16 protein-coding genes and 1 other annotated feature are annotated in these 16,990 nt (G+C 52.9%); of the genes, 2 read left to right on the top strand and 14 right to left on the bottom strand.

Annotation, left to right across the window (positions count from 1 at the left end; translation table 11 throughout):
* Positions 1-275: 275 nt before the first annotated feature.
* From rplL to DG046_RS09835, 4 genes are all read right to left on the bottom strand, one after another.
* The gene (rplL, locus tag DG046_RS07460; protein ID WP_108831882.1) at positions 276-665 is read right to left on the bottom strand and encodes a 50S ribosomal protein L7/L12; all 390 of its coding nucleotides are present in this window, start codon (positions 663-665) and stop codon (positions 276-278) included.
* Between the two features lie 32 nt (positions 666-697).
* Positions 698-1,234, bottom strand: a complete 537-nt coding sequence (gene rplJ / locus DG046_RS07455; protein WP_108831881.1) for a 50S ribosomal protein L10 — start codon at positions 1,232-1,234, stop codon at positions 698-700.
* 17 nt (positions 1,235-1,251) lie between these two features.
* Positions 1,252-1,368 (bottom strand) — a sequence feature (ribosomal protein L10 leader region).
* A gap of 36 nt (positions 1,369-1,404) precedes the next feature.
* Positions 1,405-2,469 carry an aminoacetone oxidase family FAD-binding enzyme gene (locus tag DG046_RS07450; RefSeq protein ID WP_234411481.1) on the bottom strand — a complete coding sequence of 355 codons (1,065 nt, stop codon included), beginning with the start codon at positions 2,467-2,469 and terminating at the stop codon, positions 1,405-1,407.
* Positions 2,466-2,612, bottom strand: a complete 147-nt coding sequence (locus DG046_RS09835; protein ID WP_159082098.1) for an NAD(P)-binding protein — start codon at positions 2,610-2,612, stop codon at positions 2,466-2,468. The genes DG046_RS07450 and DG046_RS09835 overlap by 4 nt, the downstream gene beginning before the upstream one ends.
* A gap of 80 nt (positions 2,613-2,692) precedes the next feature.
* Between DG046_RS09835 and pepT the strand changes: the two genes are divergently transcribed.
* Both pepT and crcB read left to right on the top strand, forming a co-directional pair.
* Positions 2,693-3,910, top strand: a complete 1,218-nt coding sequence (gene pepT, locus DG046_RS07445; RefSeq protein WP_108831880.1) for a peptidase T — start codon at positions 2,693-2,695, stop codon at positions 3,908-3,910.
* Entirely contained in the window at positions 3,911-4,267 is a 357-nt protein-coding gene (gene crcB / locus DG046_RS07440; protein WP_108831879.1) for a fluoride efflux transporter CrcB, read from the top strand. It abuts the gene before it with no gap.
* Positions 4,268-4,314: 47 nt separating this feature from the next.
* Here the strand turns inward: crcB and cydC are convergent, their stop codons facing one another.
* Genes cydC through DG046_RS07390 form a run of 10 tightly spaced genes read right to left on the bottom strand, consistent with a single transcriptional unit; the run spans position 4,315 to position 16,981 of the window.
* A complete protein-coding gene (gene cydC, locus DG046_RS07435; RefSeq protein ID WP_199909597.1) occupies positions 4,315-5,961 on the bottom strand; it encodes a thiol reductant ABC exporter subunit CydC in 1,647 nt (548 codons plus the stop codon).
* The gene (locus tag DG046_RS07430) at positions 5,954-7,693 is read right to left on the bottom strand and encodes an ABC transporter ATP-binding protein/permease (protein ID WP_108831878.1); all 1,740 of its coding nucleotides are present in this window, start codon (positions 7,691-7,693) and stop codon (positions 5,954-5,956) included. Before DG046_RS07430 ends, cydC begins: the two co-directional genes overlap by 8 nt.
* Before the next feature lie 57 nt (positions 7,694-7,750).
* Positions 7,751-8,605 carry a stalk domain-containing protein gene (locus DG046_RS07425; RefSeq protein WP_108831877.1) on the bottom strand — a complete coding sequence of 285 codons (855 nt, stop codon included), beginning with the start codon at positions 8,603-8,605 and terminating at the stop codon, positions 7,751-7,753.
* A gap of 11 nt (positions 8,606-8,616) precedes the next feature.
* Entirely contained in the window at positions 8,617-11,058 is a 2,442-nt protein-coding gene (locus DG046_RS07420; protein WP_108831876.1) for an S-layer homology domain-containing protein, read from the bottom strand.
* The gene (locus DG046_RS07415; RefSeq protein WP_108831875.1) at positions 11,055-11,570 is read right to left on the bottom strand and encodes a flavodoxin family protein; all 516 of its coding nucleotides are present in this window, start codon (positions 11,568-11,570) and stop codon (positions 11,055-11,057) included. Before DG046_RS07415 ends, DG046_RS07420 begins: the two co-directional genes overlap by 4 nt.
* Positions 11,571-12,338, bottom strand: a complete 768-nt coding sequence (locus DG046_RS07410) for an ABC transporter ATP-binding protein (protein ID WP_108831874.1) — start codon at positions 12,336-12,338, stop codon at positions 11,571-11,573. It abuts the gene before it with no gap.
* Entirely contained in the window at positions 12,328-13,344 is a 1,017-nt protein-coding gene (locus DG046_RS07405; RefSeq protein ID WP_108831873.1) for a FecCD family ABC transporter permease, read from the bottom strand. The genes DG046_RS07410 and DG046_RS07405 overlap by 11 nt, the downstream gene beginning before the upstream one ends.
* Positions 13,328-14,212: a heme ABC transporter substrate-binding protein IsdE gene (gene isdE / locus DG046_RS07400; protein ID WP_108831872.1), complete on the bottom strand. Its 885-nt coding sequence runs from the start codon at positions 14,210-14,212 to the stop codon at positions 13,328-13,330. Before isdE ends, DG046_RS07405 begins: the two co-directional genes overlap by 17 nt.
* Positions 14,184-15,158 (bottom strand): heme-binding Shp domain-containing protein, encoded by a 975-nt coding sequence (locus DG046_RS07395; RefSeq protein ID WP_108831871.1) that lies wholly within the window; start codon positions 15,156-15,158, stop codon positions 14,184-14,186. Before DG046_RS07395 ends, isdE begins: the two co-directional genes overlap by 29 nt.
* Positions 15,155-16,981, bottom strand: a complete 1,827-nt coding sequence (locus DG046_RS07390) for an NEAT domain-containing protein (RefSeq protein ID WP_108831870.1) — start codon at positions 16,979-16,981, stop codon at positions 15,155-15,157. The genes DG046_RS07395 and DG046_RS07390 overlap by 4 nt, the downstream gene beginning before the upstream one ends.
* Between the last annotated feature and the right edge of the window lie 9 nt (positions 16,982-16,990).

The following is a 16,990-nucleotide window of genomic DNA, read 5'->3' as shown; positions in this document are numbered from 1 at the left end:
TATTTTTTCACACTGCCCTTCTTCTGTTTTCCTACCTATTGATTATACACGGTCCCATGGGAAAAGTGTAAAAAAATCGCTAAATTTCAACGCTTTAGTGAGGTGTCACAGTTACGCTGATCCCGTTTAAAGAGAAAATTTACTGAAAATAAATCCGGTTTTCCCGGAAAAAACCGGTCCGGTTTTCACAGGCTTTCCGAGGATTGACAGAATACAGAAAAAGCGCAATAAAAAAATCCCCACTCCGAAGAGTGAGGACTTTTCGTAAGACGATCTTACTTAACTTCGACAGTTGCGCCGACTTCTTCCAATTTAGCTTTGATTTCGTCAGCTTCTTCTTTGTTAGCGCCTTCTTTAACGGGCTTCGGAGCACCGTCAACGAGAGCTTTTGCGTCTTTTAAGCCGAGGCCGGTAATGTCTTTAACGACTTTGATGACCTTAACTTTTTCTTGACCTGCGGATTCGAGGATAACGTCGAATTCGGATTTTTCTTCAGCGGCTGCGCCTGCTGCTGCGGCTGCCGGTGCGCCTGCTGCTGCTACTGCGACGGGAGCTTGTGCGCTAACGCCGAATTCTTCTTCTAAAGCGCTAACTAAGTCAGCGAGTTCGATAACGGTTAATTCTTTGATCTCTTCAATAAGAGCGGTTACTTTTTCAGATGCCATAATGTATATACCTCCGTAAATGATTTGTGCCCTTAGGCAGTTTCTTCTTCTTTCTTTTCGCGGATTTGGTTAAGCGCAACGGCGAGACCGCGGATGTTTCCGGACAGGACAGTTGCCAGTCCTTGAATCGGTGCGTTTAAGCTGCCGAGCAATTGTGCAACAAGCACTTCGCGACTCGGTAATTTTGCCAATGCCTTGACTTCGTCGATGGAAACGACGCGGCCGTCTAAGATACCGCCTTTAATTTCTAAGCGGTCGTTGTCTTCGGCGAAATCGTTTAAGATCTTTGCCGGTTGAACGGCATCTTCAATACCGAAAGCGGCGACGGTGGGGCCCACGAGCAATTCGTTGACGTCTTCGTTGCCGGTAGCGTCAAAAGCACGTTTCAACATGGTGTTTTTGTACACCTTGTAGTCCACGCCGTGTTCGCGCAATTCCTTTCTCAATTTGGTTACTTCTTCCACCGTTAAACCGTGGTTGTTAACCAAAATAATGGATTGAGACTTTTCGATCTTTTCCTTGATCTCATCGACTAAGGCAATTTTCGATTGGAGTAGCTCTTCTTTCACAGATTCACCTCCTCGTTTTCTACATAAAAAAATCACATTGCAGACACAATGCGAGTACTAAAATCAAATTCAGTCACCTCGGCAGGAAATTAAGGCGAACCACCTGCTGTCTGCGGTTTCAACTCATTCATAATACCAAAGAAAAGCCCCTGTGTAAAGGGACTTTTTCATTATTTATCATTTTTTTTGATGGCCCGGGCGATGCGATGGGCCGAGGCCACGGCCCAGTGAATGTTGTAGCCGCCGCAGTCCCCGTCCACATCCAGCACTTCCCCGGCGGCGTAAAGACCCGGGGCGTAGACGGATTCCAAATTATCACTGAAGCCCGAAAGGGCCATGCCGCCGCAGGTGACCTGGGCGTAGTCGAAGCCCCGCACGCCGGTAACGGGCAAGGGAAAGGAAAAAAGCAGATTCAAGAGGCGGTTTCTCTCGTCCCAGCTCAGCTGATCCATGGGCTCTTCCCCTTTCAGGCCGCATTCCTTTAAGACCACGTGCGCCCATTTGTTGGAGAGAATGCCGTCGAGAAAATCCTTCGCCGCCACGGGAAGGTAGCTGCGCCCTTCAAGGATGTTTCGGTAATCCGGGAGTTGTTCCAAATGATTCAGCATGGGAAAGGAGACGGCGTAGTCTCCTTTTCTCTCTCCCACGGCGCGGGCGAGATCCAAAACCGGCGGCCCGCTGATGCCGTCTTTGGCGAGAAGAATTTCCCCTTCTTCCGATGCAATCGCCTCCCCGTTTCTGTAAAGGGTGATTCTACCCTGCACTTTCGTGCCGTTTAAGTGTTTTAAATAGGGGCTTTCGCAGAGAAGGGCGGAGATTCCCGGAAAGGTGCGGGTTTTCTTGTGGCCGAAGGCTTTCATGAGGCCGTAGCCCTTGCCGTCGGAACCCGATTGAGGCATGGCCATGCCGCCGGTTGCCACGATGACTTTGTCGGCGAAAAAAGAATTTTCCCCGCTCGCGAGCAGAAAGCCGCCTTTTGATTGTTCGATTGTGTCGATGCAGGTCTCCACCACCTCTTCGCCGCCTGCTACAAAAAAGCGGCGCCTGAGGGCGTTTAACACGGTGCGGGCCTGAAGGGTGGAGGGGTAGAGCTTGCCCCGATCCTCCTCGACCAAGTCGATTCCCAGGGCGTCGAAAAATTCCCGCCGCGCCTCGGCTGAAAAATAGGTGCCGGGATCGAAGGGCAGGGGCGATTCGCTGTGCCAATGGCACGCGCTGAGATCCTCGTTGCTCACATTGGCGCGGCCGTTTCCCGTGGCCAGTAATTTTTTCCCACCCGATTTTTTCGCTCGTAGATCCTTACGGCACATCCCGCCTCGGCCAGGAGACAGCCCGCCGTAAGACCGCTCACGCCGCCGCCGATGATGGCGATTTTCATAGCAAAACCCCTTTCTTTTTCCCCGAGTATAGCACGCCCATGTGCTACAATACAAGTTAGGAAAAACGAAAGGAGATTCCATGAACATTACCGAACGACTGAAAAAATACGTACAAGTTTACACCACCAGCGACGAAAGCTCCACGACCTATCCGTCCACGGCGCGCCAATTCGACTTGGCCCACATTCTCGTGGACGAGCTCAAGGAACTGGGCCTTTCCGACGCCAAGGTCGACGACTACGGCTACGTCACCGCCCATCTGAAAAGCAATGTAGACAAAGACCTTCCCACCTTGGGCCTCTTGTCCCACATGGACACGGCGCCCGCCGCAAAAGGCGAAGGCGTAAAGCCCCGCGTGGTTCGCTACGAAGGCGGCGACATCCTTTTAAATAAAGAAAAAAACATCGTCCTCTCCGACAAAGACTTCCCCGCATTAAAAGATGTGGTGGGCCTGGATCTCATGGTCACCGACGGCACCACCCTTTTAGGCGCCGACGACAAGGCGGGCATCGCCATTATTATGGACAGCCTCCGAACCCTCATCGAAGAAGATTTGCCCCACGGCGATTTGGCCATCGCCTTTACTCCCGACGAAGAGGTGGGCCGCGGCGTGGATCACTTCGACGTAGAGGCCTTCGGTGCCGATGTGGCCTTTACCGTCGACGGATCCCGCCTGGGCGAAGTGCAATACGAATGCTTTCACGCCACGAGCGCCAAGGTTGACATTCAGGGCGTAAGCGTTCACCCGGGCTCGGCGAAAAATCACATGATCAACGCCATCAGCCTGGGCATGGAGCTTGACCGCATGCTACCGGAACAAATGCGCCCCCAATACACGGAAGGCTACGAAGGCTTTTTCCACTTGGATCAATTCCGCGGCAATGTGGAGGCGGCGGAAATGGACTACATCCTCCGCGACTTCGACGCCGATAAAGTAGAGAACATGAGCGCAATCATACAAGCCGCCGTGGACTTCTTAAACAGAAAATACGGCGAGCGCATCACTTTGACCCTGGAAGAAAGCTACCGCAACATGCGTGAAAAAATCGAGCCTCACATGGATCTTATCGACCTCTGTGTCGAGGTCATGGAAGAAGAGGGCATCGAGCCGATTATCGAGCCCATTCGCGGCGGCACCGACGGCAGCCGACTCTCCTGGATGGGCCTGCCCACGCCGAATTTATTTACCGGCGGCATGAACTTCCACGGCCCCTACGAATACATTCCCATTCAACACATGGAAAAAAGCCGAGACGTGGTCGTCGGGCTCATTCAAAAAATGGCGACGAGGGCGTAAATGCAAGTCCTCTGTGCTGCAGCCGGTGGCGCCCTGGGCGCGGCGAGTCGCTTCTTGATCTCCCGGCTGCCCCTTTCAGGTTACGGCCTGCCCCTTCCCACCCTTCTCGCCAATCTCATCGGCTGCTTTCTCATGGGCCTTATCGCCGCCAAGGCCGAGGCCCGCGGCATGGATCCAAATGTGCAGATTTTTCTGAAGACCGGCTTTTGCGGCGGCCTTACCACCTTCTCCGCCTTCAGTGCAGAAACCGTGGCCATGATGGAAAAAGGCCACATGGCAACTGCCGCGATCTATGTCATCGCCACGGTGGCGGCGGGCTTCATCGCTCTCTACGCCGGCGGCCAATTGTTTAAATAAAAAAGAGCTTCCGGCTCGGATTCATTCCAAGCTCGGAAGCTTTTTTATTAAGAAACGCGGTCTGTCTCTAAATGGATGATGCGATCCGCCACAGTTAAAGAGGAGGGGCGATGACTCACCATGAGCACCGTCTTCTCCCCTGCCGTCTCCTTCAGAGACCGCAAAATCATGGCTTCGTTTAAGCTGTCCAAATTCGACGTGGGCTCGTCCAGGAGCAAAAAGGGGGCGTCGTGCAAGAAGGCGCGGGCAAGGCCCAGGCGTTGTCGCTCCCCCGAGGAGAGGCGGCTTCCCATTTCGCCGATTTTCGTGTCGTAACCTTCCGGGAGGGAAAGGACGAAATCGTGCACGGCGGCGCGTCGACAGGCCGTCTCTATTTCCTCATCCGTGGCATCCAAGCGGGCCAAACGCAAATTCGACGCAATGCTATCGTTAAACAAATAGGTATCCTGGGTCATAAACCCCTCCGCCTTTCTTAAAGACGCCGTGTCGACGGTTCGAATATCGTAGCCGCCGATCTTCACGCGGCCGTCGTCCACGTCCCAAAAACGCATAAAGAGTCGAAGAATCGTCGACTTCCCCGAGCCGGACTTGCCCTGAAGAGCGAGGATTTCGCCTTTTTTCACTTCCAAATTCATGGCTTGCAGAATCGCCGTGTTTTCGTAGGAAAAGTCCACCTTTTCAAGCGCCGCCCCCGTGAAATTCACGGCGTCGCCATGTTCGACTTCTTCCACTTTCGGGCTCTCGTCTAAAATATCCAATACCCGATTGCCGGCGGCAAAGGTGGGCTGCAGGGTATTTCCCAAGGCGGCCAGGGCGAGCACGGGACCGTAAGAGGAAAGAATGTATGCCACCGCCGTAAGAAGCGTGACGGGATCTTTTGTGCCTCTCAGGTAGATCGTGCCCGCCAAGATCACAAGACCCATGTGCAAAAGACTTAATACCATGCCCGTCATCGCCATGCCGAAAGCCGTTTCGTCTTTTAAGCGGCCGTTGGCCTCGATGCTTTCTCGGCTCATGGCATTTAAATTCTTTAAATAGCTGTCCTCGAAACGGTACTGAAGAATTTCTCTTAGTCCCCGCAAGCCGTCTAAGACGAAGCCGCTTAAGCGGCCGCTCGCATTTCGCGCATCGAGACCCAGATTTTTATTTCGCCCGGAAAGGTACAGGGGCAGCCCCACGCCGACGACGGTGTAGCCGAAGGCGGCATAAATCGCCAAGAGCGGCTCCGCCTTTGCGAGAAAGACCACGGATATGAGGGAAAAGATCAATGCAATGGCCGCCGGGGAGATGGTGTGGGCGTAAAATACTTCCAACAATTCGATATCCGAGGTGATCAGGGTAATGAGATTACCCTTGTCTCTTCCCTCTAATTTCGCCGGAGCCAATTTCCGCAAAGAAGCAAAGACCTTACTCCGCAAAATGGCGAGAATTTTAAAAGCGATGTGGTGATTGCACAACTGCTCGCCGTAGCGCAGGGGGCCGCGCAAAAAGCCTGCGATGAGAATGGCCGCCACGAGGAAAGAAGGTATCTGCCCGCCCATATAGGCCGATGCCAGTCCGTAGGCCGTAAGGGCGGAAATAGCCGTGGCGGAAAAAAAGCCCAGTACGCCCAGGGCTATGGCCAGTGCCATCACCGGAGCCAGGGGCTTCACCAATCCGACGAGACGCCTCATCACTTCAAATGGTTTACGCATAAGTTTCGCCTCCCCGGTATCGCTCAAGTTCCGCCTGTGTCTTCCACAGGGTACTGTACATGCCACCCTTTTCGATCAATTCGTCGTGGGTGCCCTCTTCCGCCAGGCGCCCCTTATCCAGCACCATCAGCCGCCCGGCATCTTTCACATTGGCCAGGCGATGGCTGATAAATAAAACCAGGCGGGTTTCGGCCAAGGCGCGGATTTCGCCGACGATTCTTTCTTCGCTTTCCACGTCGATATTCGACGTCACTTCGTCGAAGATGTAAACGGGCGTATCGTGTAAAAGGGCCATAGCGAGGCTGAGTCGCTGCCGTTGACCGCCGGAAAGATTGCTGCCACCGCTTTGGATGATTGTCTTCAGTCCATCTTCCGCGGCAAAATATTCCTTTAGATTTACACGCTCCAAGCTGTCCCACATGGCCGCTACCGAGGCCTTTGGATTGGCCATGGCCAAAAGTTCTCTTACACTTCCGCCCATTAAATAGCTTTCGGCACCTAAGTAAGTCACGTGATCCAAAAGGCTTTTTTCCTTCGTTTGGGAAAGTTCCACATCGCAGAACGCCAAGGATCCGCCGTAACCTTTCAGCTGTTTCGATAACACGGCGGCTAAAGTGGATTTCCCCGAGCCCGACGGCCCGACAATGCCCACAAGTTGCGGTCCTTTTACGTCGAAAGACAATTGATCCAAGGCATTTTTCTCACCGTCGTAAGACAAACTCAGACCCTGTGCCGTCAAGTGATCGATCCCGGGCGCCATAGCCAGAGTACCGTCTTCTTCCTCCTCCAAGTCGAGAAGATCAAACATTCTGTCTGCAGCCGCCATGCCGTTCATGGCGATGTGGAAAAAAGATCCCAATTGCCGCATGGGCAAAAAATAATCTGCGGACAAAAGCAAGATAAACAAGGCATCGAAAAAAACTAAGCGGCCGCTCATGCAGGCCTTTAAACAAACCACCAAAGCAATGGCCGCACCGCCATAGGCGACGAAGTCCATGACGATAATGGAATTAAGCTGCATGGTCAAGACCCGCATGGTTTGCACGCGAAAAGCTTCCGCGGATTTTTCCATTTGCCTGTGGCGATAAGGATCGGTGCCGTAGATCTTCAAGGTGGTGAGGCCCTGAAGGTTTTCTAAAAACTCGTCCCCGACATCGGTGTATTCCGTCCAATACTTGGCGAAGGTTCTTTTCGCAAAGGTCTGAATCAAGGCGATGGCCAAGGGAATCAGGGGCACACCGATTAGAAGAACGATGGCCACGGTCCAGGACATGGAGCCGATGAGAAAAAACAGAAAAACCGGCGCAATCATGCTGTAAAAAAACTGGGGCAGATAGGCGGAAAAATAGATTTCCAATTGATCGATCCCCTCGCCGATCATCTGCACCGCCTCCGCCGAGCGCAGACGCTCTTTGTAGCGGACGCCAAAGTTCATAAGCTTTCGAAAGAGTGCACTGCGCATTTTTTCTTTTACAGATGCCGATGCGGCGTAGGCCAGGCGCACTTCTTTTTTTGCCACGACAAAGCGCAAGAGATAAATTATAAAACTGCCGATTACGGCAAAGGATAAGGACCTTTGCCAAGCACTTTCCGTAAAAAACAGGCGCAAAGCATAAACCAAAAGCCCCGTCGCCAAACTATTTAACACCAGGAGCAGGCATTTAAGCCCCACGACCTGAGCGATGGCTTTTTTCGATTCGCTGAAATAGCGAAGTAATCGCTTGTCGATCAATCCTTTCCCTCCTTTCTTTCAGAAAATAAAAGTGCCGGCGAAGGCGCCGGCTCCCTTCTATTTTTGAATGATGACTTCGCGATTGGCTGCGTTCCAGTCCACTTTGGCGCCGGAAAGTTCGCCGATGGCGCGAATGGGCACCATGGTGCGGCCGCCCTTAATCATGGCGGGCACGTCGATGGCCGTTTCCTTGCCGTCGGCGCGAACAATTTTCTTCGAGCCGATGGTAAGTTTCATGGCCTTTGCGCCTTCGTCGACGGTGACCGTGCGGGTTTTTTGATCCCAACCCACTTTCAGCCCCAGGGCTTCAGAGATAAAGCGGACAGGCACCATGGTGCGACCGTCTTTGATAAATGCAGGGCTGTCTGTTTTGACTTCCTTGCCGTTGACCAAAATGGTGATGGCGTTTTTGTCACCTTTGGCTTCGGGGGTTTTGTTCGATTCCGCCGCTTTGGTCATTTTTGCTTGAGACCAGTCGAAAACCAGGCGCGCCTTTTGTTCACCGGCACCGGGCGTGCCGCCTCGCATTTGGTCCATGACATCTACCCATACGGCGACGTCCACCATGTTTTCTTTTGCTCCGCTTTCAAAAGTGAAGCATTTCGTGTATTCGCCTTTGCCTGCGAGGCCGGTAGCTTCTCTACGGCCTCCCGTGAGGACAAAGAGATTGGTTAAATTTCCTTGTTGATTCATGAAATTCAGGGGCTTTACATAGACTTTGTAGGTGAACTTGCCCCCTTCTTCCTTCACTTCTGCAACGGGAGAAAGGGCCTTGTTGGCCATGGATTCTTTTTCGGCTGTGGCATGTTTTAATGCCACGGGAACGTCGTAGGTTTTGCTCGATTCGGCGCGGGCCACATTGGGTGCCAGTAAGCATACAAGGGCCAGGGCCAAGGTTAGGAATTTTTTCATCGTCGCTCTCCTTATTTCATATCTTTGGTATCAATGGTGTACAACACTTGTGCGGCTTGGGCACGGGTAAAGCTGCCTTTCGGCACGAAATTTCCGTTTCCGACGCCGGACAAGAGGCCTTGATTGGTCATTTTTTCGACGGATTCTTTTGCCCAGGATGATACCTTGAGGCCGTCATTAAACTGACCTTTGTTTGTCGAAGAATAGGTTTTGTTCTGATCGGCGAGGAATTTGTCCAAAATCACGGCCATTTCTTCTCGCGTAATGGTGCGGTTCGGTTCAAATTTTCCGAAGCCTGTGCCCTTGACGATGCCTTTGGACTCGGCCCAAGCCACGTAGGGGGCGTAGTAGGCATCGGCTTTCACATCCCCGAAAGCGGTGGATGCGCCGGTTGGGGTGATGCCCGCTTTTCTTCCGAGAATCGTGACAAATTCTGCACGGGTTATGGCGCGGTTCGGTGCGAAACGGCCTTCCCCTTCTCCTTTAAAATAGCCGCGGGCCACGCTGTGGGCGATGGCATTAAGGGCCCAGTGATCGGCGCCGATATCCTTGAATTGCGTCAAAACAGCGTTGCGTTCTCTTTCGCTTTTCGCCTTGAGGGCTTCCTTTTTCTTTTCTTCAGCGGACTTCTGCTCTTCTTTTTTCTTGTCTTCCGTTTTCTTCTCTTCTGTTTGCTTTTCAGGCGTCTTCACTTCGCCGTCGATGCGACGCGTTTCCCTTGCGCTGTTCCAGTCAAATTGCAGGTAAGCGTCTTGTTCGCCGGCTCCGGGCTTGCCCCCTTGCAGCTCGTCCATAATATCCACCCAAAGGGCAATTTTTTGGGATTGGACTTTCTCCTGTAAAGTGAAGGACCACAGGCCGTCGCCGTGATAAGAGGCTCGGCGTTTCGCGCCGCCGTCATAATAGAAGAGATTGGTCAGACGACCTTCCATATTGTTCATCTTCAAGGGTTTAAATTGAACATAATAGGTGTAGCGGCCGTTGTAGAAATCCACCGTGGCAGAGGTGCTCAAGGCCGAGGCGGCCATGGACTTTCCGCCACCGACTTTGGTCAATGCCACAGGGAGTTCGTAGCGAACGGTTTGAGCCTTTTTCTTTTCGTCCTTTTTGTCGAGGGGATTTTCACCCTTCGACTTGTCTTTGTTTTCATCCTTAGGCTTGGTCTCGTTGCCGTCTTTCGGCTTTTCTTTATTTCCATCCTTCGGCTTGGTTTCGTTGCCGTCTTTCGGCTTGTCTTTATTTCCATCTTCGGGCTTGGTCTCGTTGCCGTCCTTCGGCTTCTCGGGCGTTTTTCCGCCATCGTCTGGTTTTTGTCCTTCACCGCCCGGTTTCTTATCGCCGTTTTCAGGTTTGTCTTCCTTAATGCCGGAAAAATCGAATTTCAAGCAGGCGTCTTGTTCACCGGCTCCGGGATTGCCGCCTGCTAACTCGTCCATGATATCTACCCAAATGGCGATCTTTTGCGATTCCACTTTCTCGTTCAATGTGAAAGACCACAATCCGTTGCCACGGTTCGTCGCTTGGCGCTTTTCCTTGCCGTCGTAGTAGAAGAGATTGGTCAGGTGACCTTCCTTGTCCATCACCTTCATGGGAATGAATTGAACGTAGTAGGTGTAGCGGCCATTGGCGACTTCCACCTTCGCCGTCTTATTTATCGCCGAGGCGGCCATGGATTTTCCGCCGCCGACTCTTACTAATTTCACGGGGAGTTCGTAGCTTCGGGATTGATCGTTATTTTTGTCTTGAGGCTTGTCTGGGGTCTTACCGCTCTCCTCGGGCGTTTGTCCTTCCCCGCCCGGTTTCTTATCGCCGTCTTCAGGTTTGTCTTCCTTAATGCCGGAAAAATCGAATTTCAAGCAGGCGTCTTGTTCACCGGCTCCGGGATTGCCGCCTGCTAACTCGTCCATGATATCTACCCAAATGGCGATCTTTTGCGATTCCACTTTCTCGTTCAATGTGAAAGACCACAATCCATTGCCATGGTTCGTCGCTTGGCGCTTTTCCGTGCCGTCGTAGTAGAAGAGATTGGTCAGGTGACCTTCCTTGTCCATCACCTTCATGGGAATGAATTGAACGTAGTAGGTGTAGCGGCCATTGGCGACTTCCACCTTCGCCGTCTTATTTATCGCCGAGGCGGCCATGGATTTTCCGCCGCCGACTCTTACTAATTTCACGGGGAGTTCGTAGCTTCGGGATTGATCGTTATTTTTGTCTTGAGGCTTGTCCGGGGTCTTACCGCTCTCCTCGGGCGTTTGTCCTTCCCCGCCCGGTTTCTTTTCGCCATTGCTTTCATTTGCCGACAGACTATTTTCTGACAAAGGCCTTGTCTGCGCCACTTCCCTTGCGACCATCGGCGCTCCGTAAGCCTGAACCTGAGTCGAAAAAATGGGCTGAGCCACGGCAGGGAGCACCATTAATGCCGCCAAGGCTAAACTCGTCTTTTGTTTTTTCATCGAATTCCTCCTTTTTCCAATTGTTCTGTAAAATACACGGCCGCTTCCTTCAATTCATCCTCCGTCGCCTCTCTGGATTTTTCGGAAGCCTCTTTCATCTGCTCCCGCGCATCCTTCGGCACGAAGACGAGCAAATCGATGCGGGCGGCCAATTTTTCGTCCACTTTCCCGGGGCACAGGTAGGTGCCCAAGCTTTCTTTTTCGTGATCGGCGAGGCATTTTTTAAGGCCTTCCATGGCCCGCGCCCCGTGTTCGGAATCGGGCATGGCGCCCAAGGTCAGAAAAAGACCCAGTTTTTTCGGCGCGCGCTCCAAAGCTTTCATCACCGCCTTGTCGGGCAAGGCCCGATCGCACCAGCCGCCGAGAAGGCCGTAGTCGTATCCCGACAGATCCGGCTTGTCCTTTAAATCCAAAAGGACCAAATCCCGATTTTCTTTCAGCGCGTCGTACAGGTACTGTGCCATGCGCTTTGTGTTTCCCGTCTTCGACGAGTAGGCTATAAATCCTTTCATCTAATCCTCCTTGGGTTTTACAATGGACGCGCCGCCGACCTCGATCAGCTCCAGCTCCGTGTCGTAGAGTTTGCTGATCACGCGGCTGTTCAGCACCTCCTTGGGATCGCCTTGGTAGACGATTTTGCCGTGGTACATGCCGATGACTTCATCGGAGTAATTAATGGCTTGCATAATATCGTGGAGCACCATGACGATGGTGGTGTTGCGCTCTTCGTTGATCTTCTTTACCAGACGCAATATTTCCAGCTGATACTTAATGTCCAAATAGGTAGTGGGCTCGTCCAGCAGAAGAATATCGGAGCACTGCGCCAAAGCCATGGCGATAAACACCCGCTGCTTCTGCCCGCCGGACAGGGTTCTGATTTCCCTTTGCCCCAATTCCGTGATGCCGGTCATTTCCATGGCCCGCTCGATTTCTTCCATGTCCTCCGCCGAATACTTCTGCAGGGGCTTTAAGTAGGGGTTTCTGCCGTAGGAAACGTAGTCTTTCACCTTTAAATCGCCGATGATGCGATTTTGTTGATGCACGATGCCAAGCTCGCGGGCGTAGTCTTTCGGCGGATAGGAGAAGATATCTTTTCCGTGCAAAAGCACCCGGCCGCGGCTCGGCTTCATTTGGCGGCTCATAATTTTTAAAAGGGTGGATTTTCCCGAGCCGTTGGCGCCCATAAGGGTGGTAATGGCGCCGGGTGTCACTTTTAAATTGAGCTTGTTTAAAATCAAATGGCCCTTGGTGTAGGCGTAGCTTAGGTTTTTAATCTCCATAGTTTTCGCCTCCCAGCTTCAACAATGCGATAAAGAAGGGCCCACCGAAGACGGCCATAATCACCGCCGCCGGTATTTCGTAGGGATAGGCCGCGATGCGCCCCACCGTGTCCGACAGAAGCAAGATCAAACTGCCGAGGAGCATATTAAAGGGCAAGAGGTATTTGTGATCGCCCCCGACGAGAACCCGGCCGATGTGGGGCACGATAAGGCCCAAAAAGCCGATGACCCCCGCCACCGATGTGGTGACCGACGCCAAAATAATGGCGATGAGGGCCACGATAAAGCGGTCGCGATCCACGCGCACGCCCAGGGCCCGCGCGGTTTTATCTTCCAGGCTCAATAGATTCAGGGAGCGGATGGTAAACAGGGACACGATCAAAAAGACAATTACGTATAGGCACAGAATATGCACATCGCTCCAGGTTTTTTGCGCCACATTCCCTTCGATAATGGCCTGGGTAGCGCTTAAATTTCGTCCCATGACGGATTTTATGCCTTCGCCGATGCCGATAAAGGTCATGTTCAGCGCCACGCCCACGAGAATCAATCGCGTGGGCCGCACGCCGCCGTCCCATGCCAGGGTGTAGATCAAAAAGTAGGCGAAAAGGCCGCCGGCGATGGAAAACAGGGGCGAGAAGCCCAAAAGGGCAGGGGATAAAGCCAGAACCATGGAATTCACGAAGTTTGCCGCCGCGGAAATGCCGATGATCCCGGGATCCGTTAAGGGATTTTTCATCACTGCCTGCAAAAGGGTTCCCGATGTGGCCAGGGCCGCACCGGCCAAGATGGCGATAAACACACGCGGGAAGCGCAAATCGTAAATCCGCGCCACGTCTCCGTCGTAGGAGACGAAAAGCCCCCGCAGGATTTGACCCACGCCTAATTTTAAAGAGCCTGCCGTCAGGGAGAAGAAAAAGACCACGATGAGGAGGACGGCCACTGCGGCGAAGGAAATCCATCGCCTGCGTACTTTTTGTTTTAATTCGTCAATTCCCTTGTCCATAGAACACCTTTTCTAAATCTCCCAGCGCCTCTTTGTAGGAAAAATTGGCGCTCATACCAAATAGCTTCGTGTTAAGGTCAAACACCTTGTCCTCCTTTACGGCGCGGAAGTGTTTCCACACATCGTTGGTTTTAAATTCGTCTTGAAACATTTCGTGCACCTTCTCGGGCATGGCGTGGGCCGTTCGGAGGATGATGTCCGGATCTTTTTCCAACATATCTTCCGTGTTCACCGTTAAAAACTGCTGATCTTCATCGGGATAGACATTTTCGCCCCCGGCCAGCTTGACCAAGCTGCCCACATAGGATTTGTCCGTCGCCACCACATAGGATCCGGGAAGGCCCATGAGGATCAAGACGCGGGGGGCGGGCCCTTTGTTTCGCGATTTGAAATCCTTCATGAAGTCTTCGTAATCTTTTACGAGAACCTCCGCTTCTTTTTCTCGATTTAAAAGACGGCCCAAGTCCTCGATGGAGCGATACATCCCCGGCACATTGGATAAATTCACGAAGCCGAAGTGGATGCCCGCCGCCTGATACTTTGGCAAGAGGTCGGGCATGAGGCTCGCCGGGGAAAAAACGTAGTCCGGATTCATGGAGGAAATTTTTTCCATATCCGGGCTCATGGCCATTCCGATGGTGGGAAGGTTTTTGTAACGCTCCGGCGGCGGTTGCAATTGCGATTCCGCAATGGCGACGAGGTCCACATCCAGCTTGTCCATGATGTCGGCACAAGCCGCCGATGTGGTGATGATGCGGGCGTGATCGCCGTCGATTCGCTTTTGTTGCTTTTCTTTTTGGTTCACGCAGCCGGTAAGCAGAACGAGGATGAAAGCGATGCTAAAAATCTTCAAAACTGAAGTCTTCATCGTCATCTTCCTCTCTTAATTCATTGAGCAGGCGCTTTTTCTGTGCCAAAACATAGAACAGGCCGCCGGCCGCCAGGGCGCCGCAAGTCACAAAGACCAAAATCGCCATCATGGATGCAAAAACAATTCGCGTCGCAGGCCCCCAAGGGGCTTTTTTCTTTGGCGCTTCGGTTTTGTCGCCCTCGACGGTTGCGCCGCCTTCAAGGGATTTTATCTCCGGCGAATCTTCCGTTAAAAGACCGTGTTCGTAACCGATGTCGCTTTCCGTATCGCCGAGGCCCGAGGCACCGCCGTGGGTTGGGGCAGCTTTTTCGGAACCGGCTGCCTCTGCCGTCGGACTTTTTGCCACAGGGGACGGGGTTTGGGCCGCCGCAGCAGCCGGAGATGCGCCGTCGACTTTCGCTTTGGCGCCGACTGCACTTTTTGCCGGTGGCGATTGTTCCGTTGGGGGCTTTTGGGCCGCGCCTTGCGACAAGACGAAATCCGTATTCCCCGGCGTCCTATTTCCCATGTCGCCGTAGAAAACCACTTCCCGCCCCATGGCGTCGATAAACAGACTCAGGCGAATCACACAATCCTTCGCCGGCAGCTGAAAGCGAAAATCTTTCCACTCCCCGCCGCCTTGAGGCGAGTCGTAAGACACATTGCTGAATCCGCTCGCGCCGCGTTTTTGCGCGGCAATGCTTACTTTAGACACATTGTCCATCATGTGGAGGCGAATGGTTAAAAGGTGTTTTTCGCCCACTTCCTCGTAAAGGGCTTGTGGGTCAAGTACGCCCTCCGCCATGCCTTGGCCGATGCCTTCGTTTTTCCCCGCATCTTCAATGGCCCCGGTAACCGGGTGGCTGTAAGCGGCATGCATTTCTACAATGGAAGGACTTTCGGCAAAGCCGATGCCCGGAACGAAGAGCAGCAAGGCCAGAAGAAGAGAAAATAACTTTTTCATCGGCTCTCCCTCTCTCTTTCCGCTTCATAGATCAATTCGTCCATATACATGCGGTAATACTTTCTCGTCATGTATGCGCCACCTCCCAGGGCGGCGAAGATAATCGTCAAACAAAAAATAATCAGACCCGGCCTCTCTTTCTCTTGCATGTCTTCTTCGTCCAAGGGCGCCTTTTGGGTGCTTTCCTCGGCCACAGCCTCCTCGCCTACATCATAGGCGCCTTCTGCAAAAGCCGGTGCGTCCCCATCCGCCGTTGAATACTCAGGTGTCGACGAACTTGCAGCCGTGGGCGCACTCGTCGATGTTGCAGGGGGCGGGGCAGTCGATTTTACATGCTTCGGCCCCTGTCCCTTCGGCGGCTTCACGGCCTTCTGCTTTGCCTGTGGCTTCATCTTCAGGCCACTGCTTGTGACGGGCTTTGAAGGGGTTTTCGCCGTTTTGATGAAGAATGTGCCCAAGCTTTTCGTCGTGAAATGAATGCTTCCCTCTTTTATTTTTGACGGAAGCTTCTCCCCTTTTTCGTTGTAAATCTCCGCCACGGCCCCTTGAAAGGGAATGGCTGCCGCCACGGGCTTTTGCGGCGAAAGATTGGTTCCCAAGGCTTGAACCGAGCCGGTGTAATCTTTCGGAATCCTTTCAACGGGCTTTCGGCAGGCCAGATTGTACGCCTTGGTTCCCGCAGGAAGATTGAGCTTTCCGAGTGCGGTTTGAAGGTCACGCCCGTTAAGGGCGTTGGCGTAAAATTCAAATCCTTCGCTAAAGGCGCCCTCAGGCACAGAGAGCACCACGCCTTTGTCCGCGTAGCGATGGGCTTGGGCAAAAGAAGGCTTCTTCGGTCCCACCTCCGCCCGATGGGCCAAGGTGTTTTCGTCGGCCTCGATTTTTTTCACGCTTTGAAAATCCAATTTTAATCGCGCGTTTAAAGGCTCATCTCCCATCGGGGCCACTTTCGGATCCACCTTCAGTCGAATCATGGCCTTCTTTTCCTCGAGGGGCAGGGCAAAGATTCGCGGACGAGGGAGCGGCTCATTCTCCGGCTTCAGATCGAAGCAGAGAGGGGCTGCCGCGGAAAATCCCTCGTCGGTTTCATAAAACACGCGACTCAACGAGGCCTGTATATTCGAAACTTTTAACGTCTTCGTGCCTAAAAACAAGGTTCCTTTTCCGTCTTTAACGAAAAGCTCCGCCTTCGGATCCAGGGCGCCATTGCCCATGGAAGGCTTATCTTCCGTTTCGTGCCACAGAGCCACATCGAGGGCATACAAACCATCTTCGAAATCAAGTGGCGCCGACGGGGTCAAAGGGGGCGTGTTTTTATTCGCCGCAGGCTCCGTCTTTTCGCCGCCCTTGTGCGGCCAGTCGATTTTTAAACGGGCCTCCTGCTCGCCAAAACCCATTTCTCCCATAACCGGCACATAAAACTTCAAGTCGTAAATGGCGCGATTGGGATCCACGGAAAAGGTGACGGTCTTCGGGTAAAACTTGCCCTTCACTCGGGGATCGCTTCCCTTTTGCGGGTCGTTGTAGCCGTCGTAATCCTTGTAGTAATCCGCCACCTGAACGCTTTGACCCTCTACGGTGACTTCGCCTAAATAGCCGCGGGTACCCATAAAGTCCAAGGGCAAAAATTCCAGGGTGAGCAGATGTTCATTGCCTTTTTCAATCCATTTCGCCTCCGGCTTTAACGCCTTTTGCGCCATGGAAGGGACGTCTTCCGTCTTCTTTAAAAGCATCACTTTCACTGTGCTCCCGCTCGCCCATGCGCCGCCGGGAATAAGTAAAATGGCGAGGACAAGCAGAAGTATGAATTTATATCGTTTCATGTCCCCATC

Origin of the sequence: Aedoeadaptatus coli (genome assembly GCF_900343085.1) — a bacterium.
Lineage (GTDB): Bacteria > Bacillota > Clostridia > Tissierellales > Peptoniphilaceae > Aedoeadaptatus > Aedoeadaptatus coli.
This window is presented reverse-complemented; position numbering and strand designations above follow the sequence as displayed.